We start from the raw sequence: 24,758 nt of genomic DNA on the forward strand, positions 1-24,758 counted from the left end.
ACGCAAATCAAGCAAGACAAGACCCTCAAGCTAGGCATTCAGGGCAAGCGGCGCACCGCCGGGTGGGATCTGGACTACCTGGAGACGGTCTTGGGGATGGTCAGAATTTAGATGCGATCGCCCTGGAGTTGCAAGCGCCAAGGCCGCGATGCGCTGACGTATCTGCGACAGGCGCTGCAGGCGCACTTCGCGGGTAGCGCAGTGCCCTCGCTGGTGCCCTCGGGCTGAGCGCGCCGCCAGGGTCTCAGCCCGGCAACCGTCAGGTAACCATCGAACTCACGCCACGTCCGAATCGACGGGGCGGGCGGGTATTCGGGCTGTCAATACCGGGGGGCTGAATACGTACCCGCAATTGCGCCTGCTGGTCGAGGGCGGCGCCGGCTCGGGCAAGACGATGCTGGCCCGCGCACACGCGGCGCAGGGCAAATCCGTCCTGCTCACCTGCTTCAACCGGGCGCTGGCGTCGCACCTGTCGGCGCAGCTCGACGGCGTGCCGGGCCTGACGGTGTGCAACTTCCACGAGCTGGTGAAGCTGCTGGCGGAGCAATCCGGGCTGGGCTTCAACGTGCCGACCGACGACGCGGCACGGCGCCAGTTCTTCAACGAGGACTGCGCCGAACTGCTGCTGAACGCGGCCGAGTTGCTCGGTCTCCGCTTCGACACGCTGATCGTGGACGAGGCGGCCGATTTCTCGCCGACGTGGTGGGTGGCGCTGGAGACGCTGGGGGCGCCGGACTTCGCGTGGTACTGCTTCTTCGACCGCCGGCAGTCGGTGTTCCGGGCGCAGGCGCAGTGGGAGCCGCCGTTTGCCGCCGAGCCGCTGGTGCTGGAGGCCAACCTGCGCAATGCCCGCCCCATCGGCGAGCGGGCGGCCTTGCTCGGGCAATGCGTGGTGCCGACCGAGTTCCGCGTCGAACACGGCCCGGCGCCGCAGACACAGCTCAGCCGCGACTTTGCCGAGATGGCGGGCCAGTTGCGGCAGGTGTTGCGCACGCTGCTGAAGCGCGACGGACTGCGCCCGGAGCAGGTCGTCATCCTCGCGCCGTACCGCCACACCAACGCGACTTCAGGCTGGGCGGCGGGGCTGGACGAAGTGGTGGTCAACCTCGACGTGGTACACGCCGTGCCGGGGCAGGTGCGCATCGGCACGATCCAGGGCTTCAAGGGGCTGGAGGCGGATGTAGTGATCGTCGCCGGACTCGACCGCAAGGCGGGGCAGCACCCGGAGTGGCTGTATGTCGGTGCGAGCCGGGCGCGGGCGGCGCTGTTCCTGCTGGCCTTGGAAGGCGCAGGCATCTGAACTCGGCACACCGGCGCTACCGGCGGATCGCGGTATTTTTTTGCACTGCCCTATCTCACGGAGAAAAGGAAATTCGACCCCTGGTGGAATTGCCCTAGAATAAAAAGCTGGCGGCAATACTGGCCGCCATACCATTTAAATCTCAATTCAAAGGCACCCTATGATGGACACCCGTTTTTTTGGCTTGCTGCATCTCAGCGATGGCGAGAAATCCGCCATGAATCTTTCGACCAAAACATTCAGCGAACAGGTTTCCATCTACATCAACAATGCCATCGTTCTCTCGAAAACATTGGCACTCCAGGGCAAGAAATTCACCCTGCTGACCAACAACAAAAAGCTGGTCGATTCCTACCCACTGGTCCAGCAAAGAAAAAATTCTCCAGACGCGCTGGACATACTGGAAATACCTTTCATGACCAGTGTGCCATCAGGGATCAAGTTCTATTCGGCACATTTCAAATTCGACGCACTCCGATACCTGGCATCGCTCAGCAACTGTTACTCGGTTTTCTGCGACCTGGATGTCGTCTGCATCAACAAATTTCCGCAATGCCTTCAACACCTTGTCGAGGCGGGAATCCCCATCAGCTACGACATCTCAGACCAGGTGATTCCCGCTTACGGGCATGACGTCATCATTCGCGACCTCACCACCATCGGGAAAATAAAAAGCGAAGGCCGCTGGTCGGGCGGAGAATTCCTGGCGGGCACTGCGGCGTTTTTCCACAGTCTGGTGATGGAGATCGATCGACTTTATGGGAACTACATCACCAACGTCGAAACCCTGCACCATGTGGGCGATGAAGCGGTCACTTCCGCGGCCATCGAGAGTCTGCGGCGGAGTGGACTCTATATTGCAGACGCAGGCACGCTGGGCATCATCGGAAGATACTGGAGTATCCGGGTGCTGCATCCGCAAAAATCTTTCGCTTACTACAAGAGCTGCTTCCTGTTGCATTTACCATCTGACAAGAAGCTCATCTCCGATATCGCGGAACAAGATTTCGATCAACTGACGAGTTTCTTGGGGCTGTACAGAAAAAAAATGCGGGCCATCTCCATGATGAACCTGCGCAGGCTCGCGCTCGCGGTCGCCCAGAGCTTGAAGCTACGGTGATTCCTGGGCGAGCATGAGCGAGGACCGGCGGTCCCGGAACACCAGCGGATGCTCGGGTACCACCCCCGCATCCGCCGCCGCCACCGCCGCCTGCACGACCCCATACCGCTCGCTCTTCGGGCACACCGGATCGGCGGCAGCCGCATCCCCCGCCAGCAAAAACGCCTGACAGCGGCAACCGCCGAGATCCTTCTCCTTGTCCGGACAGGTGACACACGGCCCCTTCATCCAGCCCGTGCCCCGGTAGCGGTTGAAGCCTTCGCTGTCCTGCCAGATCGAGCGGATGTCGTGCTCGCGCACGTTCGGAAAGGCCAGGCCCGGCAGCATCTTCGCGGTGTGACACGGCAACGCGGTGCCGTCCGGCGAGATCGTCAGGAAGATGTTGCCCCAGCCGTTCATGCACTTCTTCGGCTGGCCCTCGTGGTAGTCCGGGGCGACGAAGAACAGCTTCATCCGGTCGGCCACCTTGACGCGCCATGCGTCGGTGATCACCTCGGCGCGGCGGATCTGCTCGCTGGTGGGCAGCAGGTGGTCGCGGTTCAGGTGCGCCCAGGAGTAGTACTGCGAGTTCGCCAGCTCCAGGTACTCGGCGCCGAGCGCGTCGGCCATCGCGATGATGCGGTCGATGTGGTCGATGTTGAGGCGGTGGATCACCACGTTCATCACCATCGGCCAGCCGAGCGCCTTGATGGTCTCGCCCACCTCCTGCTTGAGCTGGAAGGTCTTGGTGTGGCTGAGGAAGTCGTTCAGCTCGCGGGTCGAGTCCTGGAAACTGAGCTGCACATGGTCCAGCCCCGCCGCCTTCAGCGCCACCGCCCGCTCCTTGGTCAGACCGACGCCGGACGTGAGCAGGTTGGTGTAGTAGCCCAGCCGGTGCGCCTCGGCGACCAGCTCTTCCAGGTCGTCGCGCATCAGCGGCTCGCCGCCCGAGAAGCCGCACTGCACCGCACCCAGCGCCCGCGCCTCGCGCAGCACCCGCAGCCAATCGGCGGTGGGGAGTTCGTCCGTCCGCTCGGTCTTCGCAAAATCGACCGGGTTGAAGCAGAACACGCAGTGCAGCGGGCAGCGGTAGGTGACTTCCGCCAGCAGCCACAGCGGCGGGCCGATCGCTGGAGTGACCGGCGTCAGCGGCAGCGTGGTCATGCCGCGTCCACCCAGCGTTGCTGGCGCGCCATGTCGAGGAAGCTGTCGACATCGCCTTGCAGGTTCGAGGCGCCGAATGCGGTTTCCAGGTCCGCCACGATCTCGGCGACGGTGGCCGTGCCGGTGCAGCGCGTCAGGATCTCGCCTGCGCTGCGGTTGAGCTTGACCATGCCTTCGGGGTAGAGCAGGACGTGGCAGCCCTGCACTTCTTCCCACTGCAGCCGGAAGCCACGGGCCACGCGGGGCTTGGCGGCGCTCACGGCGTCACCCCTTGCACCCCATAGCGCAGCGCCATCGCGTCGTTCATCGCCCACAGGATGTCGAGCTTGAAGCGCAGGATCTGCACGGCGCGGTCCTGCTGCTCGGGCGTGCGGAAATGGTCGAGCGTGACGGCCAGCCCTTGCTCCACGTCGCGCCGCGCCTGGCTGACGCGGTTACGGAAGTAGGCCAGCCCGGCGGGGTCGATCCAGCCGTAGTGCGCGGGCCAGGTCGCGAGCCGCTGCTTGTGGATCTCGGGCGCGAACAGCTCGGTCAGCGAGGAGCACACCGCCTCCTGCCACGGCGCCCGGCGCGCGAAGTTGACATACGCATCGACCGCGAAGCGCACCGCCGGAATGACGTGCCGGCCATCCAGCACTTCCTCGCGTGTCAGCCCGACCGCCTCGCCAAGCCGCAGCCACGCCTCGATGCCGCCAGGGTCGCGCACCAATGCGCCATCCGTCCCGGTGATCTCGAAGCCGTCGTGGTCGAGGATGCGCTGGATCCACTCCCGCCGCACCAGCCGGTCAGGACAGTTCGACAGCACGGCCGCGTCCTTCACGGGAATCGCCGTCTGGTAGCAGAAGCGGTTCGCCACCCAGCCGCGGATCTGTTCGGGCGTGGCCTTGCCCGTGTTCAGCATGACGTTGAACGGGTGGTGGATGTGGTATGCGCGGCCCTGGTCGCGCAGACGGGCTTCAAAAGGCGACATCAGAATTCGATCTCCAGCCCGTCGAAGCTGACTTCGACACCAGCCGCCTCGACCTGCTGCCGCTCGGGCGAGGCTTCGTCGAGGATCGGGTTGGTGTTGTTGATGTGGATGAGCAGCTTGCGCGTCGTCGCCGGCAGCCGGCCCAGCCAGCCGAGCATCCCGCCCGCACCGGACTGCGGCAGGTGGCCGATGTCGCGGGCGGTCTTCTTCGAGAAACCCAGGCGGATCATCTCGTCGTCGGTCCAGAAGGTGCCGTCCACCAGCACCACGTCGGCGGTGGCCATGGCGTCCCAGACCGCCACACTGATCTCGCCGAGTCCTGGGGCGTAGAACACGCGGCGGCCGGTGGCGACGTTCTCGAACACGAGGCCGATGTTGTCGCCGGGGACACAGCATTCACGGTGCGGCGAGTACGGCGCGGGTTTGCTGTAGAGCGGCATGGCGGTGAGGCGCAGGCCGGACACGCCGGGGATGGTGAACGCGGTGCCGTCGATCGGCAGTTCGTTCCACGCCACGCCGCAGTAGTGCGACAGCACGCGCAGGATCGGGTTGCCGATGCTGAGGTCGTCGAAGGCGGGCCGCGTGGTCCACAGTGGCAGCGGGGCACCGCGTTCGCGCAGCATGTACAGGCCGGTGCTGTGATCGACCTGCCCATCGCAGAGCAGCACCGCCGCGATGCCCGTGTCGCGCACGGCACGCGCCGGCTGCAGCGCGGGGCTGCGCTGCAACTGGGTGAGGATGTCGGGAGAAGCGTTGACCAGCAGCCAGTCGTCCGGGCCGCCGACGGCGACGGACGACTGGGTGCGGGCGCGGTGGCTGGGAGATCCCGCCCGGACGGCGGTGCATTGCGCGCAGTTGCAGTTCCACTGGGGGAAACCGCCACCTGCGGCCGAGCCGAGCACCCGCAGTTTCATGGTGTCGTCCTGCAGCTCAGCGGGCGGCGACGTACATCGTGATTTCGAAGCCGAAACGGAAGTCGCAGGCGGTGGGGGTTTGCCAGGTCATCGGGGAACTCCTTCAAGGGGTAAGGGGTTGGTTGCGGGTTGGAGCCTGCAGTGTCGTGGTGTCCGCCGCGGCTGTCGTCGCCACAGGAATGAGCCGGACCTCATGATTTTCATGAAACACCACGGTCGGCTTGCAGCGGCCAGCCCGGACCCGACAATGCCCCCATGACGTTTCGCCTCCCGCCCCCGCGCAGCCCGAGCCTGCGGCTGCAGATCCACCTGATCGTCGCTGCGCTGATGGGCCTGTTCGTCGTGGCGGTCATCGCGCTGCAGATCGACGCCACCCGCCGCAGCGTGCGCGAGGAGATCACCGCCGGCAACCGCGTGGCCGCGCAGTTGCTGCAGCGGGTGAGCTGGGTCTACGCCAGCGCGGGGCCGCAGGCGCTGGTGCAGTTCCTGTCGCAGCTCGGCCGGGTCCGAGCCAACGACATCCGTTTCGAGTCGGAGGACGGGCGGGTGCTGTTCACCTCCCCGCTGGCGACCTACAAGCAGGGCCGTTATGCACCGGACTGGTACTCCGCGCTCGTGTCGCCGCCGCTGCAGCGGCAGGTGATCCAGATGTCGGGGGGCCGTCTCACCATCGAGGCCGAACCTTCGCGCGCCATCCTCGACGGCTGGGACGAGTTCGTCGTGCTGGCTGGCACGGGGGCGGCGGTGCTGCTGCTGCTGAACGTGGCCGTGTTCTGGGGGGTCGGACGGGCGCTGCGGCCACTGCCGACCATCGTCCACGGGCTGACCCGGCTGCAGCAAGGCGAGTACACCGCCCGGCTGCCGCCCTTGCCCGGACGCGAGGCAGCGGTGATCGGCCAGGCCGTGAACCGGCTGGCCGAGGCGATCGAGGCGGAGATCGACGCCCGCATCCGCGCCTTCGAGGCCGAGCGCACGCTGCGGGAGAGCCGCGAATTCGCCCGCCGCCTGGAGGCGCACACCGACGCCGAACGCCGCGCCATCGCCCGCGAGCTGCACGACGAGTTCGCCCAGTCGGTCACGGCCATCCGCTCGCTGGCGCGCACGGTGCAGACCCGGCTCGGCGACCGTGACGCCACCAGCGCACAGGCCAGCGGCATGATCGCCGACGAGGCTGCGCGGCTCTACGAGGCGATGCACGGCCTGATCCCGCGGCTCGCACCGCCCGCGCTGGACGATCTGGGGCTGGCGGACGCGCTGACCGAGCTGGTCGATGCCTCGCGCAGCCGCTATGGCGACATGGTGCTGGAACTGCACCTGCATGGCCTGGAGCAGAGCCAGTCGCTCCCGGTCGAACCCGCCCGCGCCGCCTACCGCGTCGCGCAGGAGGCGCTGACCAACGCGCTGCGCCACAGCGGCGGCACGCGGGTGCGGATCTGCGCCGAAGCCGATCCGACCGCGCTGCAGCTCACGGTCGAGGACGACGGCGCCGGCCTGCCCGACGACTGGGCGCGCCGCGGACACTACGGCCTGCGCGGACTGCGCGAACGGGCCGCCACGCTGGGCGGACGGCTGAGCGTGCAGCGGCGCCCCGAAGGCGGCACGCGCGTGCAGGCGTGGTTGCCGATGGCCGGACCACAAGATGCCCAGGAAGCACAGGGAGAAACGACATGATCCGCGTGATGCTGGTGGACGACCACGCACTGGTCCGCATGGGCTTTCGGATGCTGTTGGCCGAGTGTGCCGATCTGCAGGTGACGGGCGAGGCCGACAGTGGGGAGCAGGCGCTGCTGGGCGTGGTGGCGGCGGCGCCGGATGTCGTGGTGCTCGACATCTCGATGCCGGGCATGGGCGGGCTGGAGACGCTGCGGCGGCTGCGTGCCCGCGACGGCGCGCTCAAGCTGCTCATGCTGTCGGCCCACGACGACAGCGCCCACGCGCGGCGGGCGCTGGACGCGGGGGCGATGGGGTTCCTCTCCAAACGCAGCGCGCCGGAGAACCTGCCGGAGGCGATCCGGTCCCTGGCGTCGGGGCGGCGCTGGCTGGATGCGGACATCGCGCGCCAGCTCGCCCTGGCCGCCATCGACGGCAGCGACAACCCGGCGGATCGGCTGTCGTCGCGGGAATTCGAGGTCTTCGTGCAGCTCGCCCGCGGTCGCTCGGTGCAGGACATCGCGGGCGACCTGAAGCTCTCGGCCAGCACCGTCGGCACCCACCTGTACCACGTCAAGCAGAAACTCGAAGCGGCCAACCAGGCGGAGCTGACGCTGCTGGCGCTGCGCTGGGGGCTGATCGAAGCCTGAGGCGCCCGTCCCCGCGGTTCAGTTCGATGCGGCCGACGCGGCTGCGCTGGCGGCGGGTGCCGCGGCGCTGGCGGCCGGCTCGTGGCTCTCGGTGCCATGCTTCTCGCCGCTCATGTCGATGTCACCACCGCTCTTCATCAGGATGAACATGGCGAGGGCGGCGAAGGCGATGAAGGCCAGAACAATTTTCCACATGGTGTCAACTCCTTGGGGTGGGTAAGAACAGGGTAAGGTCCGCCCGACAAACGAACAAGGCGCCCCTTGCGGGGCGCCTTGTCACATCAGCCGAACGTCAGCCGATGCCAGCCGATCAGTCACCGGCGTAGATGTCGGTGTCCTTGGTTTCCTTCACGAACAGCATGCCGATCACGAAGGTGATGGCGGCGATCGTGATGGGGTACCACAGGCCGTAGTACATGTTGCCGTTCTGGGCGACCATCGCGAAGGCGATCGTCGGCATCAGGCCACCGAACCAGCCGTTGCCGATGTGGTACGGCAGGGACATCGAGGTGTAGCGGATGCGGGTCGGGAACATCTCGACCAGCATCGCCGCGATCGGGCCGTAGACCATCGTGACGAAGAGCACCAGCACGGCCAGGATCAGGACGATCTTGACCTTGTCCATCTTGGCGGGGTCCGCCTTGGCGGGGTAGCCAGCTTCCTTCAGCGCCGCAGCGACTTCCTTCTTGAACGCGCCAATCGCCTTGCCCGATGCTTCGTCGAACTTGTGGCCACCGGCCAGCAGCACGCCGGTCGGGGGCACGATTTCCTTGTCGCCGATCTTGATGACCGTGGGCGTGCCCGCGGCGACCGCTTCGTTCGTGTAGCTGGCCGAGTTCTGGGCCAGCGAACGCTTGGCGATGTCGCAGGGGTTGGTGAAGTCCACTTCACGCGCCACCGGGCTGCCCTGGAACGAGCAGGTAGCCGGGTCGGCCTTCACGGAGATCTGCGCGGTGGCTTGCGCCTTGGCGAGGTCCGGGTTGGCGGCTTCGGTCAGCGCCTTGAACAGCGGGAAGAAGCTCAGCACCGCCAGCAGCAGGCCGGCCATGATGATCGGCTTGCGGCCGATCTTGTCCGACAGGGTGCCGAAGACGACGAAGAACGGCGTGCCGATGATCAGCGACGCGGCGACCAGGATGTTGGCGGTCGGGCCGTCCACCTTCAGGACACTGGTCAGGAAGAACAGCGCATAGAACTGCCCCGTGTACCAGACCACCGCTTGACCGGCGACGAGGCCGAACAGCGCCAGCAGCACGATCTTCAGGTTCTTCCACTGGCCGAAGGACTCGGACAGCGGCGCCTTGGAGGTCTTGCCCTCTTCCTTCATCTTCTTGAAGGCGGGCGATTCGTTCATCGACAGGCGAATCCAGACGCTGATGGCCAGCAGCAGGATCGACACGATGAACGGCACGCGCCAGCCCCAGTCGGCGAAGGCTTCTTCACCGATGGCGGAGCGGGTGCCCAGGATCACCATCAGCGACAGGAACAGGCCCAGCGTCGCGGTGGTCTGGATCCACGCGGTGTAGGCGCCGCGGCGACCGTGCGGGGCGTGTTCGGCCACGTAGGTGGCCGCACCGCCGTATTCACCGCCGAGTGCCAGACCTTGCAGCATGCGCAGCGAGATCAGGATCACCGGCGCGGCGACACCGATCGAAGCGTAGTTGGGCAGCACGCCGACGATGAACGTCGCCAGACCCATGATCAGGATCGTGACCAGGAAGGTGTACTTCCGGCCGATCATGTCGCCGAGGCGACCGAACACCAGCGCACCGAACGGCCGCACGATGAAGCCAGCGGCGAAGGCCAGCAGCGCGAAGATGAACGCAGCCGACGGATCGAGTCCGCTGAAGAACTGCTTGGCGATGATCGCGGCGAGCGATCCGTACAGGTAAAAGTCGTACCACTCGAACACCGTGCCCAGCGAAGAAGCGAAGATGACCTTCCGCTCCTCTGCTGTCATCGTTGAATCGGTGGCCCGAGCGTTCGCGGGAATGCTGGACATGTGTTTGTCTCCTCGACCAGAAAATCAGCGCCGCGACCACGGCGCATGGAATCACTGTCGAACCACCGTCTGACCACTACCTGACGAATAACCAACAGAGCCTTACAAAATCAAGAGCAACCCGCACGTTTTATTTCACCATACGAAAATGATCCGGAATTGATCACTCGACTAGGGTTAATCCTGTCCGAGAGGATGGCTCTTTTTCGTGGTGGATCGGCGACTTGGCAGCGCCGCCCAGATGGGCTCGCGCTCAGCGGCCGACAGCTTGGACCAGGCCGTGATCTCCGCGATCGTGCGGGCACACCCTTGGCACCAGCCAGTACACGGGTCCATCCGGCAGAGGTTGACACAGGGACTGGGCGGACGGTTCACGGGGTGATCGGGTGCAAGAGGTTCCATGTAGATGCCCTGAAATGCAGCTAAAACCCAGGCATGTTCGCACAAGCCCCTGGATTGAAGGCCGACCCAGGGTTCCGGTTGGACAGACACCCGGCCATCATCGCCACTGCATGCCTCCTCTGTACCTCTCCCCCCACCACCCGCCCGCGCCCGTGCTCGACCTGAATGGCCACCCGCCACGCGTCGTGCTGGACACGGTGGTCGTGGCGTCGGCGCTGGTGTTCGGCGGGTCAACGGCGGGGCGGCTGCGGCGGGCGTGGCGCCAAGGGTTCTGCCGCCCCATGGTGTGCCACCAGACGCTGTTCGCCCTGGCCCACCACCTCGGCCAGTCCCAGCTCGGTTTCACCCTGGCCGAGCAGCAGCAGATGCTGGGCGAGTACCTGCCCTATGTGCTCAAGGTGCGGGTGGCGTCGGGGGCGAACCCCGCGGAGGTGGGGCCAGCCGGGCTGGCCTTCGTGCAGTTGGCGATGGCCGGTCAGGCCCATGTGCTGGTGACCAGTGACCCGTCGCTGCTGGCCATGGCCGAGCGGCTGCCGTTCGCGGTGCTGGCCCTGGAGCCGTTCCTGCACCTGCTGCGCGGGTCGCCGATCGATCCGGTCCCGCTGCGCTCGCCGACACGCCAGCGGCGCTGACCGACCCGCAGGGGCTTCACCCGCCCGCCGCGCGCCACCACGCCAGCACCGCCAGCCACAGCGGCGCCGTCAACGCGAACCCGGCCGTGGACAGCACGATGACGGCGCTCGTTTCCCCTTCGAGCACCTGGTAACGCTGGGCGAACAGCAGCGCGTTGCTGCCCACCGGCAAGGCCGCCGCCATCACCAGCACCGACAGCGGCACCCCATCGAGGTGGAATACCCACACGCCGCACGCTCCCACCAGCCCCGGCAACAGCAGCAGCTTGAGCACCGCCATGCCCAGCGGCACCGACCAGCGTGGCCCCAGCCCGTACTGCGCCAGCGACACGCCGATCAGCACCAGACACAGCGGCACGGCGCCCTGCCCCAGCATCTGCAGCAGGCTGTCGAGCCACTGCGGCAGCGCCAGCCCGCCCAGGTTCCACGCCAGCCCCAGCAGCACCGGCAACACCACCGGGTGGACCAAGGTCTGGCGCACGATGGTCAGCAGCGTCTCGCCGATCGCCAGCGCCCCGGTGTGGCGGGCGGCGGCACGGGCGCGGTCGGCCTCGGCCAGCACGGTGAAGGGACTGAGCAGCAGCAGCGCGTGCAGGCTGACCAGCGCCACATGCAGCCGCAGCCCCTCCTCGCCGAACAGCGCCGCCGCGAACGGCAAGCCGATCTGCACCGAATTGCCGAAGCTCAGCGTCACCGCGCGCGCGGCGGGCGCGGCCGGATCGTCGCTGCCGGACACCCCGCGCCACCGCTGCCAGGCCCACACGCCCAGCGCCCACAGCAGCAGCGGCACGAAAAACGCCGCCACCAGCCGCCACGGCAACGCGACGAGGTCCACGGTGGCCGTGGTGCGGAACAGCAACCCCGGCACGAACACCAGAAACCCGATGTTCGACAGCGTGCGCAACCCGACCGCGCCGCCCGTCAGCCCGGCCCGCGCCGCACCAAAGCCGATGCCGACCACGGCGAACAGCGTCCACAGCTTCAGGAACAGCTCGACCGACATGCGCGCGGTCGCCCTTCGCTCAGGCGGACGCCTTCTTGGCGGCCACCTTCTTCGCCGGCACCTTGGCGGCGCGCGGCTCGAACTCGAACACCACCTTGCCTTCCTTCTTGTCGTAGACCAGGAACGCCTTGAACTTGCGCTTGGTCTTGTTCGAGACGAAGCCGTCGAGCAGCGCGGTCTTGCCGGTCGTCAGCAACAGCGTCACCTGCTCGGGCGACACCGGTTGCTGCAGGATGACCTTGCCGGTCTTGAAATCGCAGGTCGCCGTGGTGCCGACCGCGTGCTCGCAGACGTAGTTGGTGCCGTGTTCATGCACCGCGCTGCCGCACTTCGGGCAGCGGCCCAGCGACGCCTGTTCGGAGAAATCGACCGACTCGGCCGATTCGGCTTCCTTCTTGGCGTCGTCGCCGAAGTCGAATTCGAGCTTCCAGTTGCCGGCTTCCTCGTCGCGCACCAGCTTCAGCTCGGCGGTGAAGGGCCAGCCCGCCTTGGAGCGGAAACCTTCCAGCGGCCCGATGCGGTGGTCGGTGAGGAAGGCTTCGGCCTCGTGCAGCTCGAAGCTTCGGCCGCCGGGGATCTTGCCGATCGAGAAGCCGCAGCCGGTGCCTTGGCCCTCGGCATTCGCATTCGCGTCCACGCCTGCGCCCGTGCAGGTGAAGCGGCGGTAGTTCTCCTTGACCACGCCGCCGCAGTTCGGGCAAGGCGCCTTCAGCGTCGCGTAGTCGCCGGGAATGGTGTCGCGGTCGTATTCCTTGGCCTTGGTGACGACGCGCCGGGCCATGTCGCCGATGCCCTGCATGAAGTCGGCGCGGCTGAGCTGGCCTTTTTCCATCAGGTTGAGCTGGTGCTCCCACTGGCCGGTCAGCTCCGGCTTGGTCAGGTCTTCCACGGCCAGCCCGCGCAGCAGCGTCATGAGCTGGAACGCCTTGGCGGTCGGCACGAGGTCGCGGCCATCGCGCAGCAGGTATTTCTCGGTGATCAAGCCCTCGATCGTGGCTGCGCGCGTGGCCGGCGTACCCAGGCCCTTTTCCTGCATCGCCGCCTTGAACTCCTCATCGTCGATGAGCTTGCCGGCGCCTTCCATCGCGCTGAGCAGCGTCGATTCGTTGTAGCGCGCGGGCGGCTTGGTGCGCAGCGCGGCGATCTTCAGCGCGTCGGCCGTGACGACCTCGCCCGGCTTCACGGCCACGAGGTTGGCGTCCTCGCCCGCGGCTTCCTTGCCGTAGACCGCCAGCCAGCCCGGGTTCACCAGCACCTTGCCGTTGGTCTGGAACTGGTGTTCCTTGAGCGCACCGTTCACGGTCGCGTTCACCTGGGTGATGCGGGTCGTGACCATGAACTCGGCCGACGGGTAGAACACCGCGATGAAGCGTTTCACCACGAGGTCGTAGAGCTTCGCCTCGATCTCGGTCAGGCTTTTCGGGGCCTGCAGCGTCGGGATGATGGCGAAGTGGTCCGAGATCTTGGTGTTGTCGAAGATGCGCTTCGTCGGCTTGACGTAGCCCTCCTTCAGCGCCTTGCGGGCGTGGGTGGCGAGATCCTGCAGCGGGCCGGGCAGGTCTTCGCTGGCGATCATGTCGAGCGTCTGCTTCGCCACGGCGACATAGTCCTCGGGCAGCGCGCGGGCGTCGGTTCGCGGGTAGGTCAGCACCTTGTGCTTCTCGTACAGCGCCTGCGCGATCGACAGCGTCGTCTTGGCCGAGAAGCCGAAGCGGGAGTTGGCCTCGCGCTGCAGCGTGGTCAGGTCGTACAGCAGCGGGCTGGCCTGCGTGCTCGGCTTGGCCTCCTCGCGCACGGTGCCGGACTTGCCGCGCACGGCGTCGGCGATCGCGTTCGCTTCATCGGCGGTCCACAGGCGGTCGCTGCGCCGCTCGGTGTCGTCGTCCTTCTTGAACTTCGGGTCGAACCACTTGCCCTCGTAAACGCCGGCATCGGCCCCGAAATCGGCGCGAACTTCCCAGTAATCGCGGGCAACGTGCTTGCGGATCTTTTCCTCGCGCTCGACCATGATCGACAGCGTGGGCGTCTGCACCCGCCCGACCGTGGTCAGGAAAAAGCCGCCGTCACGCGAGTTGAACGCGGTCATGGCGCGGGTGCCGTTGATGCCGATGAGCCAGTCGGCCTCGCTGCGGCTGCGGGCGGCGTCGGCCAGACCGCGCATGTCGGCCTCGCTGCGCAGCTTGCCGAAGCCGTCGCGGATGGCCTGCGGCGTCATGCTCTGCAGCCACAGGCGCTGCACGGGCTTGGTGCCGACCTTGCTGCCGAGCGCGTACTGCTCGATCAGCCGGAAGATCAGCTCACCCTCGCGCCCCGCGTCACAGGCGTTGACCAGGTCGGTGATGTCCTTGCGCTTGACCAGCTTGACGACCGCACTCAGGCGGCTCTTGGCCTTGTCGATGGGCGCCAGATCGAAATGCGGCGGCACCACCGGCAGGTTGGCGAAGCTCCACTTGCCGCGCTTGACGTCGAATTCCTCCGGCGCCTTGATCTCGACGAGGTGGCCGACGGCGGAGGTGACCACGTAGCGGTCGTTCTCGAAGTGGTCGTCGTGCTTCTCGAACTTGCCGCACACCGGGGTCAGTGCGCGGACGATGTCCTGCGCGACGGAAGGCTTCTCGGCGATGACGAGAGATTTGCTCATGATGTTCGAACTCTGCTGCTGCTGCGGCACCTGACCCTGCGTCAGGGTGCTCCCTACAATCCACGGCTATACGCCTGTACGCGTACACGCACACACACGGGTACGCGCACACCCACACCCCAATCTAACCAATCTCGCACCGCCATGTCTGCACCGCTGCCAGATTCGACCGCGCCAGTCACCCCGCGCAAGCCCGGACAGCGCCGCCTGCAGGTGCGCCGCTCCGGGGTCCACGGGCGAGGGGTGTTCACGACCCAGGCGCTGCGGGCGGGCGAAATCATCATCGAATACCGGGGCGAAGTCATCTCCTGGGACGAAGCTCTGCAGCGCCACCCCCGCGATCCGTCCGACCCGAACCACACCTTCTACTTCCACGTCGATGACACCCATGTGATCGACGGCGGTGTCCGCGGCAATTCGGCGCGATGGATCAACCACGCCTGCGCGCCCAACTGCGAGACCGAGGACGACGGCGGGCGCATCTTCATCCGGGCGCTGCGCGACATCGCGGCGGGCGAGGAGCTGTTCTTCGACTACCGACTGGTGATCGATGAACGCTACACGGCGAAACTGAAGAAAGCCTACGCCTGCCGCTGCGGGGCGCCAAACTGCCGCGGTACGATGCTCGGTCCCAAACGCTGACCCGACACCGGCCCACCCGCCGCCCACCATGACCCTGTTCCCCTGGGACGCCGAAACGCTCTGGCAAGACCTCGAACCGCTGGCCCCCGGCCTGAGCGTCGAGGTGCTGGCCGAGACCGATTCGACCAACACGCACCTGATGGAGCGGGCGCGCCGCGGCGACACCCTGCCCTGCCTGCTCGTGGCCGAGTGCCAGCGGGCCGGACGTGGCCGGCTCGGGCGGCCCTGGTGGTCGCAGCCGGGCCAGTCGCTGACCTTCTCGCTCGGCCTGCGGCTGGCCCCGGCCGACTGGAGCGGGCTGTCGCTGGCGGTCGGTCTCGCGCTGGCCGAGGCGCTGGGCGAACACACCGGCCTGAAGTGGCCCAACGACCTCTGGCTGCGCGGCGACGACCGCAAGCTTGGCGGCATCCTGGTCGAGGTGGCGCCGCTGGCCGAGCCCGGCCTGCGTCCCGGTGAACGCTGGGTCGTGATCGGCGCGGGCCTGAACGTGGCGCCACTGCCGGACGGACAAGCCAGCGCAGACACCTTCCGCACCGGCTACGCCTGTCTGCAGGAGTTCGAGCCGCTGCTGACCCCTCCGCAACTCCTGCACCGCGTGGCCCGTCCGCTGCTGGAGGCCGTGCTCGCCTTCGAAACCGACGGCCTGTCGCCGCGGCTGCGCACCCGCTATGCCGCGCGGGATGTGCTGGCCGGCCGCACCGTGCAGGCCGGCAGCGTCACCGGCGTCGCCTGCGGCCTGTCGGTGGACGGCTCGCTGCAGGTACGCGACGCCCACGGCACCGTCCATGCCCTCCACAGCGGTGAAGTGAGCGTGCGTCCATGCTGAGAGCCTTGGTGGTGATCCTGGTGCTGGCCAACGCAGCGTTCCACGGCTGGACGCAGGGCTGGCTGACCGACATGCTCGGCCTGTCGCCCGACGGCGACCGCGAACCACAGCGGCTGACCGCACAGGTCGATCCCACGGCGCTGCGGGTGCTCGCTCCCCGCGCAGCGGCACCCGCCAGCGCGGCAGCGGAGCCAGGCGGCACGGCATCGGCACCCGCGCCATCGGCCAGCACCGCAGCCGCCCCGGCCGCCCCAGCCACCCTCTGCCTCGAAGCCGGCCCCTTCACCCCCGCCGAATGGCGCATGGCCGAAAACGCCCTGCGCAACACGCTCGGCGAAGGCCCGTGGCAGCTCACCACCCGCGAGAAACCGGGCAACTGGATGGTCTATGTCGGCCCCTACCAGAGCCGCGTCATCATGGACAAGCGCGCCGAGCAATTGCGCCGGATGGACATCGCCTTCGAGGAAGCCCGCGACGACTTGCCCGACGAGTACCTGCCGGGCTTTCTCTTCGGCCGCTACGGCGTCGAGGCCGATGCACGGGCGCTGCAGACCCGCCTGACCGCGCAGAAGGTCAAGTACGTGCGCGTCGTGCCGCTGGTCAAGCCGACGGCGCTGCACACGGTGCGCATCCAGAAGGCCGACGCGGACACCCAGGAGCAGGTCGCCGCACTCAAGCCCCGACTGAGCGGACACCCGTTCGAGACCTGCAAACGCTGAGTTTGCGCCCATGAAAAAGGCCCCTTGTACGGGGCCTTCGTCCTTGCACCACAGCAGCCCGAAGGCTGCGGGTGATCAGCCGGCGATGACGCGGGCCATCTCCAGGCACTTGTTCGAGTAGCCCCACTCGTTGTCGTACCAGGACACGACCTTCACGAAGGTGCTGTCCAGCGCCAGACCGGCTTCGGCGTCGAACACCGAGGTGCAAGGCTCGCCACGGAAGTCGGTCGCCACCACCTTGTCCTCGGTGTAGCCCAGCACGCCCTTCATGGCGCCTTCGGACGCGGCCTTCATGGCGGCGCAGATCTCGGCGTAGGTGGCCGGGTTGTTCAGCTCGACCGTCAGATCGACCACCGACACGTCCGAGGTCGGCACGCGGAAAGCCATGCCGGTCAGCTTCTTGTTCAGCTCCGGGATCACCACGCCGACGGCCTTGGCCGCGCCCGTGGACGACGGGATGATGTTTTCCAGGATGCCGCGACCGCCGCGCCAGTCCTTGTTGCTCGGGCCGTCCACGGTCTTCTGCGTGGCGGTCGCTGCATGCACGGTGGTCATCAGGCCGCGCTTGATGCCCCAGGTGTCGTTGAGCACCTTGGCGACCGGCGCCAGGCAGTTCGTCGTGCAGGAGGCGTTGGAGATGATGGCCTGGCCGGCGTAGGTCTTGTCGTTCACGCCGTAGACGAACATCGGGGTGTCGTCCTTCGACGGCGCCGACAGGATGACCTTCTTCGCACCGGCCTTCAGGTGGGCTTCGGCGGTTTCCTTGGTCAGGAACAGGCCGGTGGACTCGATGACGACATCGGCGCCGACGTCGCCCCAGGCCAGCTCGGCCGGGTTCTTGACCGCGGTCAGGCGGATCTTCTTGCCGTTGACGATCAGGCTGGTGCCATCGACCGAAACTTCACCCTTGAAGCGGCCATGGACCGAGTCGTACTTGAGCATGTACGCCAGGTAATCCGGCTCCAGCAGGTCGTTGATGCCGACGATGTCGATGTCGTCAGCAAAGTTCTGCACCGCGGCGCGGAACACCATGCGGCCGATGCGGCCGAAGCCGTTGATGCCAATCTTGATGGTCATGGGAAAACTCCTGTGGGAATGGAAAACCGGAAAACCTGAAAACCTGAAATTCTGGAAAAGCCCAGGAAAACCCAGGCAAATCGATCGAGTGTCGCGCGTCCGGGCTTATTCGCCGAGGACTTTGCGCACGGTGGCGACGACGTTCTCCGTCGTGAAACCGAAGTGCTTGAACAAAACACCGGCCGGGGCCGACTCGCCGTAGGTGTCGATGCCGATGACCGCCGCGCAGCCGTACTTCCACCAGAAGTCGGTCACGCCCATCTCGACCGCGATGCGCGGCACCTTGCGCGGCAGCACGTCGGACTTGTACTCGACGCTCTGGCGGTCGAACACGGTCGTCGAGGGCATGCTGACCACGCGGACAGCGATCTTGTCCTTGGCGAGTTCCGCCTGGGCGGCCAGCGCGAGCTGCACCTCGGAACCCGTCGCCACGATCACGGCATCCGGCTTCTTGCCTTTCTTGAAGCCGGCGTCGCTCGGCTCGGACAGCACGTAGGCGCCCTTGGTGATCGCATCGGCGCTGGCCTTCGGGGCGTAGGGCAGGTTCTGGCGCGACAGCAGCAGCGCGCTCGGGCGGTTGCGGTTGGCCAGCGCCATCGTCCACGCCACGGCGGTTTCGCAGGTGTCGGCCGGGCGCCAGACATCGAGGCCCGGAATCAGGCGCAGGCTGGCGGCGTGCTCGATCGACTGGTGGGTGGGGCCGTCTTCGCCGAGGCCGATGGAGTCGTGGGTGAAGACGTGGATGACGCGCAGCTTCATCAGCGCGGCCATGCGGATGGCGTTGCGGCTGTAGTCGCTGAAGGTCAGGAAGGTGCCGCCGTAGGGGATGTAGCCGCCGTGCAGCGCGATGCCGTTCATGACCGCGGCCATGCCGAACTCGCGCACGCCGTAGTTGATGTGGCGGCCGAGCTGGCCTTCGGCGTTGCGCACCGGGGCGCCCGCCGCGTCGAAACGCAGTGCGGGCGTGCTCTTGGTGTTGGTCAGGTTCGAGCCGGTCAGGTCGGCCGAGCCGCCCAGCATCTCGGGCAGTTGCGCGGTGAAGTGTTCCAGGGCGAGCTGGCTGGCCTTGCGGCTGGCGACGGTCTCGGCCTTGTCATGGGCATCGGCGACGGTGTCCACGGCGATGTCGGCAAACGCGTCCGGCAGGTCGCCGACCATGCGGCGCTCGAACTCCACCGCCTGCGTCGGGCAGGCGCGCACATAGGCCTCGAAACGCTCGTCCCACTCGGCCTGCGCCGCAGCGCCCGCGGCGCGGCAGTCCCACGCGGCGGCAATGTCGGCAGGGATGGTGAACGGCTCGGCGGTCCAGCCGATGGCTTCGCGGGTCAGCGCGATCTCGGCGGCGCCCAGCGGCTCGCCGTGGGCCTTCGAGGTGTTGGCGCGGTTCGGCGAACCCTGGCCGATGTGCGTCTTGCAGACGATCAGCGTCGGCTTGTCGATGCTCAGCTTGGCCTGGGCGATGGCGGCGTCCACGGCGTCCACGTCATGGCCGTTCACGGCGTCGATGACGTTCCAGCCGTAGGCGGCAAACCGCTGCGGCGTGTTGTCGATGAACCAGGGAGCGACCTGGCCGTCGATCGAGATGCCGTTGTCGTCGTAGAGCGCGATCAGCTTGTTCAGCTTCCACGCACCCGCCAGCGCACAGGCTTCGTGGCTGATGCCCTCCATCAGGCAGCCATCGCCCATGAAGGCGTAGGTGCGGTGATCGACGATGGTGTGGCCGTCGATGTTGAACTCGGCCGCCAGCAGCTTCTCGGCCAGCGCCAGGCCGACCGCGTTGGTCAGGCCCTGACCGAGCGGGCCGGTCGTCGTTTCCACCCCCGGGGTCACGCCGACTTCCGGGTGGCCCGGCGTCTTGCTGTGCATCTGGCGGAACGCCTTCAGGTCGGCCAGCGAGAGGTCGTAGCCGGTCAGGTGCAGCAGCGCGTAGACCAGCATCGAGCCGTGGCCGTTCGACAGCACGAAGCGGTCGCGGTCGGCCCACTGCGGGTTGGCCGGGTTGTGCTTGAGGTGGCGCTTCCACAGGGCCACGCCGATGTCGGCCATGCCCATCGGGGCGCCGGGGTGGCCGGAGTTGGCTTGTTGCACGGCGTCCATGGCCAGTGCGCGGATGGCGTTGGCCATCGAGGTGGAGGTAGTAGCGGGTGTGGCGGCCATGGACGCAGAGGAAGTAAGAAGGGATCGGAGGGGCGAGAATCGGCGATTTTACGGCGCCGCGTGCGCCCAATCCCCGTGACGCCTGTGAAGAACACCTTGCCACCCCTCCGTGCCATCGTCCTCGCTGCGGGCCGTGGCAGCCGGATGCGCCCGCTGACCGACACGACGCCCAAGCCGCTGCTGCCGGTGCGGGGCCGCCCGCTCATCGAGTGGCACCTGCTGGCGCTCGCCCGCGGCGGCGTGCGCGAGGTGCTCGTCAACACCGCGTGGCTCGAAGACCAGTTCCCCGCCGTGCTCGGCGACGGTGCGCGCTTCGGGCTGTCGATCCGCTACCAGCACGAGGGGCGCGATTTCGGCGACGCGCTGGAAACCGGCGGCGGCATCGCGACCGCGCAGGCGTGGCTCTGCGAAGGTGGGCGCGCCGCGTTCTGGGTGGTGTCGGGTGACATCTGGGCGCCGGACTTTCGTTTCGATGCGCCAGCCGCCGACACCTTCCTCGCCAGAGGCCATGACGCGCAGCTCTGGGTGGTGCCGAATCCGCCCTACCACCCCCGCGGCGACTTCGACCACGCCGGCCAGCGCGTCACCTACGCCAACCTCGCGCTGATACGGCCCCGGCTGTGCGCGGGGCTGGTGCCGGGACGGCGGGCCGCCCTCGGGCCGCTGCTGATCGAGGGCGTGGCGGCCGGGCGGATCGGGCTGCAGGACTGGCCCGGCACCTGGGAAAACGTCGGCACGCCCGCCCAGCTCGCCGCGCTGCAAGGTGACGGGCCGACGGGCGCCTAGAATCCACGCCAAAACGTCACGCACCCACCCGTGCCATCCCACCCGCAGGCGGCTCCCCTGCCCCTGCATCACGCACCGCCAGACGCCATGCTGACCTTCCAGCAAATCATTCTTCGCCTGCAAGAGTACTGGGACGCCCAAGGCTGCGCCCTGCTGCAACCCTACGACATGGAAGTCGGCGCCGGCACCAGCCACACCGCCACCTTCCTGCGCGCCCTCGGCCCCGAACCCTGGAAGGCCGCCTACGTCCAGCCCAGCCGCCGCCCCAAGGACGGCCGCTACGGCGAGAACCCGAACCGCCTGCAGCACTACTACCAGTACCAGGTCGTACTCAAGCCTGCGCCGGCCAACATCCTGGAGCTGTATCTGGGTTCGCTGGAAACCCTCGGTTTCGACCTGAAGAAGAACGACATCCGCTTCGTCGAGGACGACTGGGAGAATCCGACTCTAGGCGCCTGGGGTCTCGGCTGGGAGGTCTGGCTGAACGGCATGGAAGTGACGCAGTTCACCTACTTCCAGCAGGTCGGCGGCATCGACTGCAAGCCCATCACCGGCGAGATCACCTACGGGCTGGAGCGGCTGGCGATGTACCTGCAGGGCGTCGAGAACGTCTATGACCTCGTGTACGCCAAGGGCACGCACGGCGCGGCCGACCTGAAGTACGGCGACGTGTTCCACCAGAACGAGGTCGAGCAAAGCACCTACAACTTCGAGCACAGCAACGTCGAGTTCCTGCTCACCGCGTTCAGCGCGCACGAAGGCAACGCGCAGCACCTGATCGCGCAGAAGCTGGCCCTGCCCGCCTATGAGCAGGTGCTGAAGGCGGCGCACACGTTCAACCTGCTCGACGCCCGCGGTGCCATCTCGGTGACGGAACGCGCCGCCTACATCGGCCGCATTCGCAACCTCGCCCGCGCCGTGGCCGCCGCCTACCTCGACAGCCGTGCGCGGCTTGGGTTCCCGATGGCACCGAAAGCCTGGGCGGACGAGATCCTTGCCAAACTCACCCCAGCCTGACTGAGCACACAGGCATGAACCTCAACGCATCCATCATTGACCAGCGTGTCAACAAACTGGCGACCGAGCAGCGCCAGCCGTTGCAGGAGTGTCTGGGTACGCTGTCCGATGAGAAGGCTGTTTCGGCCGCCTTTGTGCTGCTGGTCATGCAAATGCTGCTCGATCTTGATCTGGATGAGGGATTGGATGCACTCACTGAAGGGGGTAACGATTTCGGTGTTGATGGCCTTCATATTGGGCCGGAGCAGGACGGTGAATTTCTAGTCACCTTGTTCCAAGGAAAATACAAACGCAAGCTGGAAGGACAAGCCAATTTTCCGGAAGACGGCGTCCAGAAAGCATTGACTGCTGCACGCTATCTTTTCGACCCGGCTTCGGTCATCACACTCAACAAGCGCCTTGCCATTCGTGTGGAAGATATCCGCTCCCGTGTCCGGGATGGATTATTGCCCCGTGTAAGGATTATTCTTTGCAACAATGGCCAGAAATGGACTGACCTTGCACAGGCCCATGTCCAGCGCGCTGGTCTGGGTGATCAGGTCTCTGTGGAGCATGTCAACCATGACACGCTGGTGGGCATCATGCAGTCCACCAAGCCTGTCAACGAAACCCTGCGCCTGTCAGGAAAAGCCCTGGTTGAGGATTTCGATTTCAGCCGCGTCCTGGTTGGAAAAATTGGATTGATGGAACTGGCAGCCTTGGTGCAACGCCACGGCGAGAAACTTCTCGAACGCAATATTCGGCGTTACCTCGGGCTAAGTGGCAATCGGGTCAACGAAGGCATCCGCGCTACCTTGCTCGATCCTGCAGAACGCGGCCATTTTTATTTCTACAACAATGGGATCACGCTGACCTGTTCGAAGTTTTCCTACAATGCCTTGCAAGGGACGGACTATCAGGTGCGGGTCGAGGGTCTGCAAATCATCAACGGAGGTCAGACCTCCAACACGATTGCGCGGGTTCTGGCTGATCTCGATCTGGCAAGCCAGGACCACCTCGACCAAGCATTCGTTCTGCTGCGACTGTACGAATTACAAGACGAACGAACCGACTTCGTCAGCAAGGTCACCTATGCGACCAACAGTCAGAATCCAGTTGATCTGCGTGACTTGCGCGCCAATGATGAGGTCCAGCGCCGCCTCGACATCTCAGTTTCCGAGTTGGGTTACACTTATCGGCGCAAAAGAACCGACGGCGCGACACGCACGGAGGACATCACCAGCAGTGTTGCCGCCGAAGCAGTACTGGCGGTCTGGCGGAAACTACCCCATCAGGCCAAGTTTCTAGCCCGGGAACACTTCGGCAAGCTGTACGACCGTATTTTTTCGACGCAACTTTCTGGGTCACAGTTAGTGATTGCAGTGCTGGTCTATCGCTTGGCAGAAAACCGCCGAAAAAGGCCAGCACCAAACGCGCCAGATTTCATCGCCTATGCATCCTGTTTTCTTGCCATGCGTGCAGCACAGTATCTGCTGAGAGACATGGGCCTAGAAAATCCGGAACAGATCACGCATCAGAATTTCAGTCAGGCAAAGTCAATGCTGCTGCAAAAAGGCGACCGCTACGCCGACTTCGCACAGAAAGACATCCAGCAAGCCCTGAGCCAGCTCTACGGCAAGGGCGCCGTATCGCTGCAACGCCTTTCTGCCACCTTCCGCCGAGGCGATCTCATCGAAATCCTCGACCAGGCCCCTCTGAGACAACGCCTCAGCAAATGAATGCACCAACCATGCGCATGGACAACCAGAACCTCCTCGTCGAACTCTTCGTCGAAGAACTCCCGCCCAAGGCGCTGAAGAAACTGGGCGAGTCCTTCGCCGGCACGCTGGCCGCGTCGCTGAAGACCAGCGGTCTGGCCGGTGCCGACGCCGTGGTGACGCCGTTCGCGTCGCCGCGCCGCCTCGCGGTGCATGTCACCGGTGTGGCCGCGAAGGCCGCCGACAAGGCCGTGCAGCAGAAGCTGATGCCTGTCGCCGTGGCGCTGACCGCCGATGGCCAGCCGACCCCTGCACTGCTGAAGAAACTGGCCGCCATCGGGGCCGATGTGTCCGTCGTGCCGAGCCTGAAGCGCCTGCCCGATGGCAAGGCCGAGGCGCTGTTCCTCGACTCGCTCGTGCCGGGCGCGACGCTGGTGGAAGGGCTGCAGAAGGCGCTGGACGAAGCCCTCGCCAAACTGCCCATCCCCAAGGTGATGACCTACCAGCTCGCCGATGGCTGGTCGAGCGTGAACTTCGTGCGCCCAGCCCACGGGCTGGTGGCGCTGCACGGCGATGACGTGGTGCCCATCGCCACCCTCGGCCTGACCGCCGGCCGCACCACCAATGGCCACCGCTTCGAAGCGGCGAACCCGACTGTCACGCTGCGCCACGCCGACAGCTACGCCGAACAGCTCGCCACCGAAGGCGCCGTGATCGCCGGCTTCGACACCCGCCGCGCCGAGATCGTGCGCCAGCTCACCGCCGCTGCCGCCAAGGAAGGGCTGAAGCCGATCGACGACGACGCACTGCTCGACGAAGTCACCGCGCTGGTCGAGCGGCCGAACGTGCTGACCTGCCAGTTCGAGGCCGAGTTCCTGGCGGTGCCGCAGGAGTGCCTCATCCTGACGATGAAGGCAAACCAGAAATACTTTCCGCTGCTGGACAGCCACGGCAAGCTCACCCACAAGTTCCTGATCGTCAGCAACATCAGCCCGGCCGACCCGAGCGCGGTGGTCCAGGGCAACGAGCGCGTCGTGCGCCCGCGGCTGGCCGACGCCAAGTTCTTCTTCGACCAGGACCGCAAGAAGACGCTGGCCTCGCGCGTCGAGGGCCTGTCCAAGGTCGTCTACCACGGCAAGCTGGGCACCCAGGGCGAGCGCGCCGAGCGCGTGCGCGCCATCGGCCACGCCATCGTGCAGCAGCTCAGCATGGCGACGCTGCCGTACACGGTGGACGCCGAGGACCACTTCAAGGTGCTCGACAGCAAGGTGCAGCAGGCCGCACTGCTGGCCAAGACCGACCTGCTGACCGACATGGTGGGCGAATTCCCGGAGCTGCAGGGGATCATGGGCGGCTACTACGCGCGCCATGAAGGGCTGCGCGACGGCGTGGCGATCGCCATCGAGGACC

Annotated in this window: 24 protein-coding genes; 12 read left to right on the forward strand and 12 right to left on the reverse strand. The window is 66.4% G+C overall.

From position 1 onward, the window contains the following. Positions 1-352: 352 nt before the first annotated feature. Together QZW52_RS11540 and QZW52_RS11545 are read left to right on the forward strand one after the other, a co-directional pair. Positions 353-1,300, forward strand: a complete 948-nt coding sequence (locus QZW52_RS11540; RefSeq protein ID WP_293998800.1) for an ATP-binding domain-containing protein — start codon at positions 353-355, stop codon at positions 1,298-1,300. A gap of 163 nt (positions 1,301-1,463) precedes the next feature. Continuing rightward, positions 1,464-2,420, forward strand: coding sequence for a hypothetical protein (locus QZW52_RS11545; protein WP_293998803.1), 957 nt, complete (start codon positions 1,464-1,466; stop codon positions 2,418-2,420). On the opposite strand, the gene pqqE is transcribed toward QZW52_RS11545, so the two are convergent. Genes pqqE through pqqA form a run of 5 tightly spaced genes read right to left on the reverse strand, consistent with a single transcriptional unit; the run spans position 2,412 to position 5,538 of the window. Further along, positions 2,412-3,563: a pyrroloquinoline quinone biosynthesis protein PqqE gene (pqqE, locus tag QZW52_RS11550; protein WP_293998806.1), complete on the reverse strand. Its 1,152-nt coding sequence runs from the start codon at positions 3,561-3,563 to the stop codon at positions 2,412-2,414. The genes QZW52_RS11545 and pqqE overlap by 9 nt on opposite strands. After that, positions 3,560-3,823: a pyrroloquinoline quinone biosynthesis peptide chaperone PqqD gene (pqqD, locus tag QZW52_RS11555; RefSeq protein ID WP_293998809.1), complete on the reverse strand. Its 264-nt coding sequence runs from the start codon at positions 3,821-3,823 to the stop codon at positions 3,560-3,562. Before pqqD ends, pqqE begins: the two co-directional genes overlap by 4 nt. Beyond that, on the reverse strand, positions 3,820-4,533 hold the full coding sequence (gene pqqC / locus QZW52_RS11560; RefSeq protein WP_293998810.1) for a pyrroloquinoline-quinone synthase PqqC: 714 nt from the start codon (positions 4,531-4,533) through the stop codon (positions 3,820-3,822). The genes pqqD and pqqC overlap by 4 nt, the downstream gene beginning before the upstream one ends. Continuing rightward, the gene (gene pqqB / locus QZW52_RS11565) at positions 4,533-5,447 is read right to left on the reverse strand and encodes a pyrroloquinoline quinone biosynthesis protein PqqB (protein ID WP_293998812.1); all 915 of its coding nucleotides are present in this window, start codon (positions 5,445-5,447) and stop codon (positions 4,533-4,535) included. The genes pqqC and pqqB overlap by 1 nt, the downstream gene beginning before the upstream one ends. Before the next feature lie 16 nt (positions 5,448-5,463). Further along, the gene (gene pqqA, locus QZW52_RS19220; protein WP_179636014.1) at positions 5,464-5,538 is read right to left on the reverse strand and encodes a pyrroloquinoline quinone precursor peptide PqqA; all 75 of its coding nucleotides are present in this window, start codon (positions 5,536-5,538) and stop codon (positions 5,464-5,466) included. Positions 5,539-5,702: 164 nt separating this feature from the next. On the opposite strand from pqqA, the gene QZW52_RS11570 reads away from it, so the two are divergent. Both QZW52_RS11570 and QZW52_RS11575 read left to right on the forward strand, forming a co-directional pair. Next, entirely contained in the window at positions 5,703-7,118 is a 1,416-nt protein-coding gene (locus QZW52_RS11570) for a sensor histidine kinase (protein WP_293998814.1), read from the forward strand. After that, positions 7,115-7,747: a response regulator gene (locus QZW52_RS11575; RefSeq protein WP_293998817.1), complete on the forward strand. Its 633-nt coding sequence runs from the start codon at positions 7,115-7,117 to the stop codon at positions 7,745-7,747. The genes QZW52_RS11570 and QZW52_RS11575 overlap by 4 nt, the downstream gene beginning before the upstream one ends. 18 nt (positions 7,748-7,765) lie before the next feature. Here QZW52_RS11575 and QZW52_RS11580 read toward each other — a convergent pair whose 3' ends face one another. The 3 genes from QZW52_RS11580 to QZW52_RS11590 form a co-directional block, all read right to left on the reverse strand. After that, a complete protein-coding gene (locus QZW52_RS11580; RefSeq protein WP_293998820.1) occupies positions 7,766-7,942 on the reverse strand; it encodes a hypothetical protein in 177 nt (58 codons plus the stop codon). Between the two features lie 115 nt (positions 7,943-8,057). Then, positions 8,058-9,749: an MFS transporter gene (locus QZW52_RS11585; RefSeq protein ID WP_293998823.1), complete on the reverse strand. Its 1,692-nt coding sequence runs from the start codon at positions 9,747-9,749 to the stop codon at positions 8,058-8,060. 177 nt (positions 9,750-9,926) lie between these two features. Next, positions 9,927-10,151, reverse strand: coding sequence for a DUF1289 domain-containing protein (locus tag QZW52_RS11590; protein WP_293998826.1), 225 nt, complete (start codon positions 10,149-10,151; stop codon positions 9,927-9,929). Positions 10,152-10,261: 110 nt separating this feature from the next. Here QZW52_RS11590 and QZW52_RS11595 point away from each other — a divergent pair, with 110 nt between their 5' ends. After that, positions 10,262-10,783, forward strand: coding sequence for a PIN domain-containing protein (locus tag QZW52_RS11595; RefSeq protein WP_293998828.1), 522 nt, complete (start codon positions 10,262-10,264; stop codon positions 10,781-10,783). A gap of 16 nt (positions 10,784-10,799) precedes the next feature. On the opposite strand, the gene QZW52_RS11600 is transcribed toward QZW52_RS11595, so the two are convergent. Then, positions 10,800-11,786 carry an AEC family transporter gene (locus QZW52_RS11600; RefSeq protein ID WP_293998830.1) on the reverse strand — a complete coding sequence of 329 codons (987 nt, stop codon included), beginning with the start codon at positions 11,784-11,786 and terminating at the stop codon, positions 10,800-10,802. Between the two features lie 19 nt (positions 11,787-11,805). After that, the gene (locus QZW52_RS11605; protein ID WP_293998831.1) at positions 11,806-14,427 is read right to left on the reverse strand and encodes a DNA topoisomerase III; all 2,622 of its coding nucleotides are present in this window, start codon (positions 14,425-14,427) and stop codon (positions 11,806-11,808) included. Between the two features lie 144 nt (positions 14,428-14,571). Between QZW52_RS11605 and QZW52_RS11610 the strand changes: the two genes are divergently transcribed. From QZW52_RS11610 to QZW52_RS11620, 3 genes are read left to right on the forward strand one after another with little or no spacing between them, the layout of a single operon-like run. Then, positions 14,572-15,069, forward strand: a complete 498-nt coding sequence (locus QZW52_RS11610) for an SET domain-containing protein (protein WP_293998832.1) — start codon at positions 14,572-14,574, stop codon at positions 15,067-15,069. A 28-nt stretch (positions 15,070-15,097) separates the two neighbouring features. Continuing rightward, positions 15,098-15,895 (forward strand): biotin--[acetyl-CoA-carboxylase] ligase, encoded by a 798-nt coding sequence (locus QZW52_RS11615; RefSeq protein ID WP_293998835.1) that lies wholly within the window; start codon positions 15,098-15,100, stop codon positions 15,893-15,895. After that, complete coding sequence (locus QZW52_RS11620) at positions 15,889-16,614, forward strand: hypothetical protein (RefSeq protein WP_293998838.1); 726 nt, start codon at positions 15,889-15,891, stop codon at positions 16,612-16,614. Before QZW52_RS11615 ends, QZW52_RS11620 begins: the two co-directional genes overlap by 7 nt. A 75-nt stretch (positions 16,615-16,689) precedes the next feature. Here the strand turns inward: QZW52_RS11620 and gap are convergent, their stop codons facing one another. Together gap and tkt are read right to left on the reverse strand one after the other, a co-directional pair. After that, positions 16,690-17,691: a type I glyceraldehyde-3-phosphate dehydrogenase gene (gene gap, locus QZW52_RS11625; RefSeq protein ID WP_293998839.1), complete on the reverse strand. Its 1,002-nt coding sequence runs from the start codon at positions 17,689-17,691 to the stop codon at positions 16,690-16,692. Between the two features lie 105 nt (positions 17,692-17,796). Next, positions 17,797-19,848 carry a transketolase gene (tkt, locus tag QZW52_RS11630; protein ID WP_293998842.1) on the reverse strand — a complete coding sequence of 684 codons (2,052 nt, stop codon included), beginning with the start codon at positions 19,846-19,848 and terminating at the stop codon, positions 17,797-17,799. A gap of 96 nt (positions 19,849-19,944) precedes the next feature. Between tkt and QZW52_RS11635 the strand changes: the two genes are divergently transcribed. From QZW52_RS11635 to glyS, 4 genes are all read left to right on the forward strand, one after another. Then, a complete protein-coding gene (locus tag QZW52_RS11635) occupies positions 19,945-20,634 on the forward strand; it encodes a nucleotidyltransferase family protein (protein WP_293998844.1) in 690 nt (229 codons plus the stop codon). Between the two features lie 87 nt (positions 20,635-20,721). Continuing rightward, positions 20,722-21,651 (forward strand): glycine--tRNA ligase subunit alpha, encoded by a 930-nt coding sequence (gene glyQ / locus QZW52_RS11640; RefSeq protein WP_293998846.1) that lies wholly within the window; start codon positions 20,722-20,724, stop codon positions 21,649-21,651. Between the two features lie 14 nt (positions 21,652-21,665). Further along, positions 21,666-23,369, forward strand: a complete 1,704-nt coding sequence (locus QZW52_RS11645) for an AIPR family protein (RefSeq protein WP_293998847.1) — start codon at positions 21,666-21,668, stop codon at positions 23,367-23,369. Between the two features lie 17 nt (positions 23,370-23,386). Further along, a partial coding sequence (gene glyS / locus QZW52_RS11650; protein WP_293998848.1) for a glycine--tRNA ligase subunit beta occupies positions 23,387-24,758 on the forward strand: 1,372 nt, incomplete at its 3' end.

Origin of the sequence: Sphaerotilus sp. (assembly GCF_013299175.1) — a bacterium.
Classification (GTDB): Bacteria; Pseudomonadota; Gammaproteobacteria; order Burkholderiales; family Burkholderiaceae_C; genus Sphaerotilus.

Coding starts and splice junctions, on each gene's coding strand:
- QZW52_RS11545 (WP_293998803.1), top strand. CDS start 1,464: ATGGACACCCGTTTTTTTGGCTTGCTGCATCTCAGCGATGGCGAGAAA.
- pqqE (WP_293998806.1), bottom strand. CDS start 3,563: ATGACCACGCTGCCGCTGACGCCGGTCACTCCAGCGATCGGCCCGCCG.
- pqqC (WP_293998810.1), bottom strand. CDS start 4,533: ATGTCGCCTTTTGAAGCCCGTCTGCGCGACCAGGGCCGCGCATACCAC.
- pqqB (WP_293998812.1), bottom strand. CDS start 5,447: ATGAAACTGCGGGTGCTCGGCTCGGCCGCAGGTGGCGGTTTCCCCCAG.
- QZW52_RS11570 (WP_293998814.1), top strand. CDS start 5,703: ATGACGTTTCGCCTCCCGCCCCCGCGCAGCCCGAGCCTGCGGCTGCAG.
- QZW52_RS11575 (WP_293998817.1), top strand. CDS start 7,115: ATGATCCGCGTGATGCTGGTGGACGACCACGCACTGGTCCGCATGGGC.
- QZW52_RS11580 (WP_293998820.1), bottom strand. CDS start 7,942: ATGTGGAAAATTGTTCTGGCCTTCATCGCCTTCGCCGCCCTCGCCATG.
- QZW52_RS11585 (WP_293998823.1), bottom strand. CDS start 9,749: ATGTCCAGCATTCCCGCGAACGCTCGGGCCACCGATTCAACGATGACA.
- QZW52_RS11590 (WP_293998826.1), bottom strand. CDS start 10,151: ATGGAACCTCTTGCACCCGATCACCCCGTGAACCGTCCGCCCAGTCCC.
- QZW52_RS11595 (WP_293998828.1), top strand. CDS start 10,262: ATGCCTCCTCTGTACCTCTCCCCCCACCACCCGCCCGCGCCCGTGCTC.
- QZW52_RS11600 (WP_293998830.1), bottom strand. CDS start 11,786: ATGTCGGTCGAGCTGTTCCTGAAGCTGTGGACGCTGTTCGCCGTGGTC.
- QZW52_RS11605 (WP_293998831.1), bottom strand. CDS start 14,427: ATGAGCAAATCTCTCGTCATCGCCGAGAAGCCTTCCGTCGCGCAGGAC.
- QZW52_RS11610 (WP_293998832.1), top strand. CDS start 14,572: ATGTCTGCACCGCTGCCAGATTCGACCGCGCCAGTCACCCCGCGCAAG.
- QZW52_RS11615 (WP_293998835.1), top strand. CDS start 15,098: ATGACCCTGTTCCCCTGGGACGCCGAAACGCTCTGGCAAGACCTCGAA.
- QZW52_RS11620 (WP_293998838.1), top strand. CDS start 15,889: ATGCTGAGAGCCTTGGTGGTGATCCTGGTGCTGGCCAACGCAGCGTTC.
- gap (WP_293998839.1), bottom strand. CDS start 17,691: ATGACCATCAAGATTGGCATCAACGGCTTCGGCCGCATCGGCCGCATG.
- tkt (WP_293998842.1), bottom strand. CDS start 19,848: ATGGCCGCCACACCCGCTACTACCTCCACCTCGATGGCCAACGCCATC.
- glyQ (WP_293998846.1), top strand. CDS start 20,722: ATGCTGACCTTCCAGCAAATCATTCTTCGCCTGCAAGAGTACTGGGAC.
- QZW52_RS11645 (WP_293998847.1), top strand. CDS start 21,666: ATGAACCTCAACGCATCCATCATTGACCAGCGTGTCAACAAACTGGCG.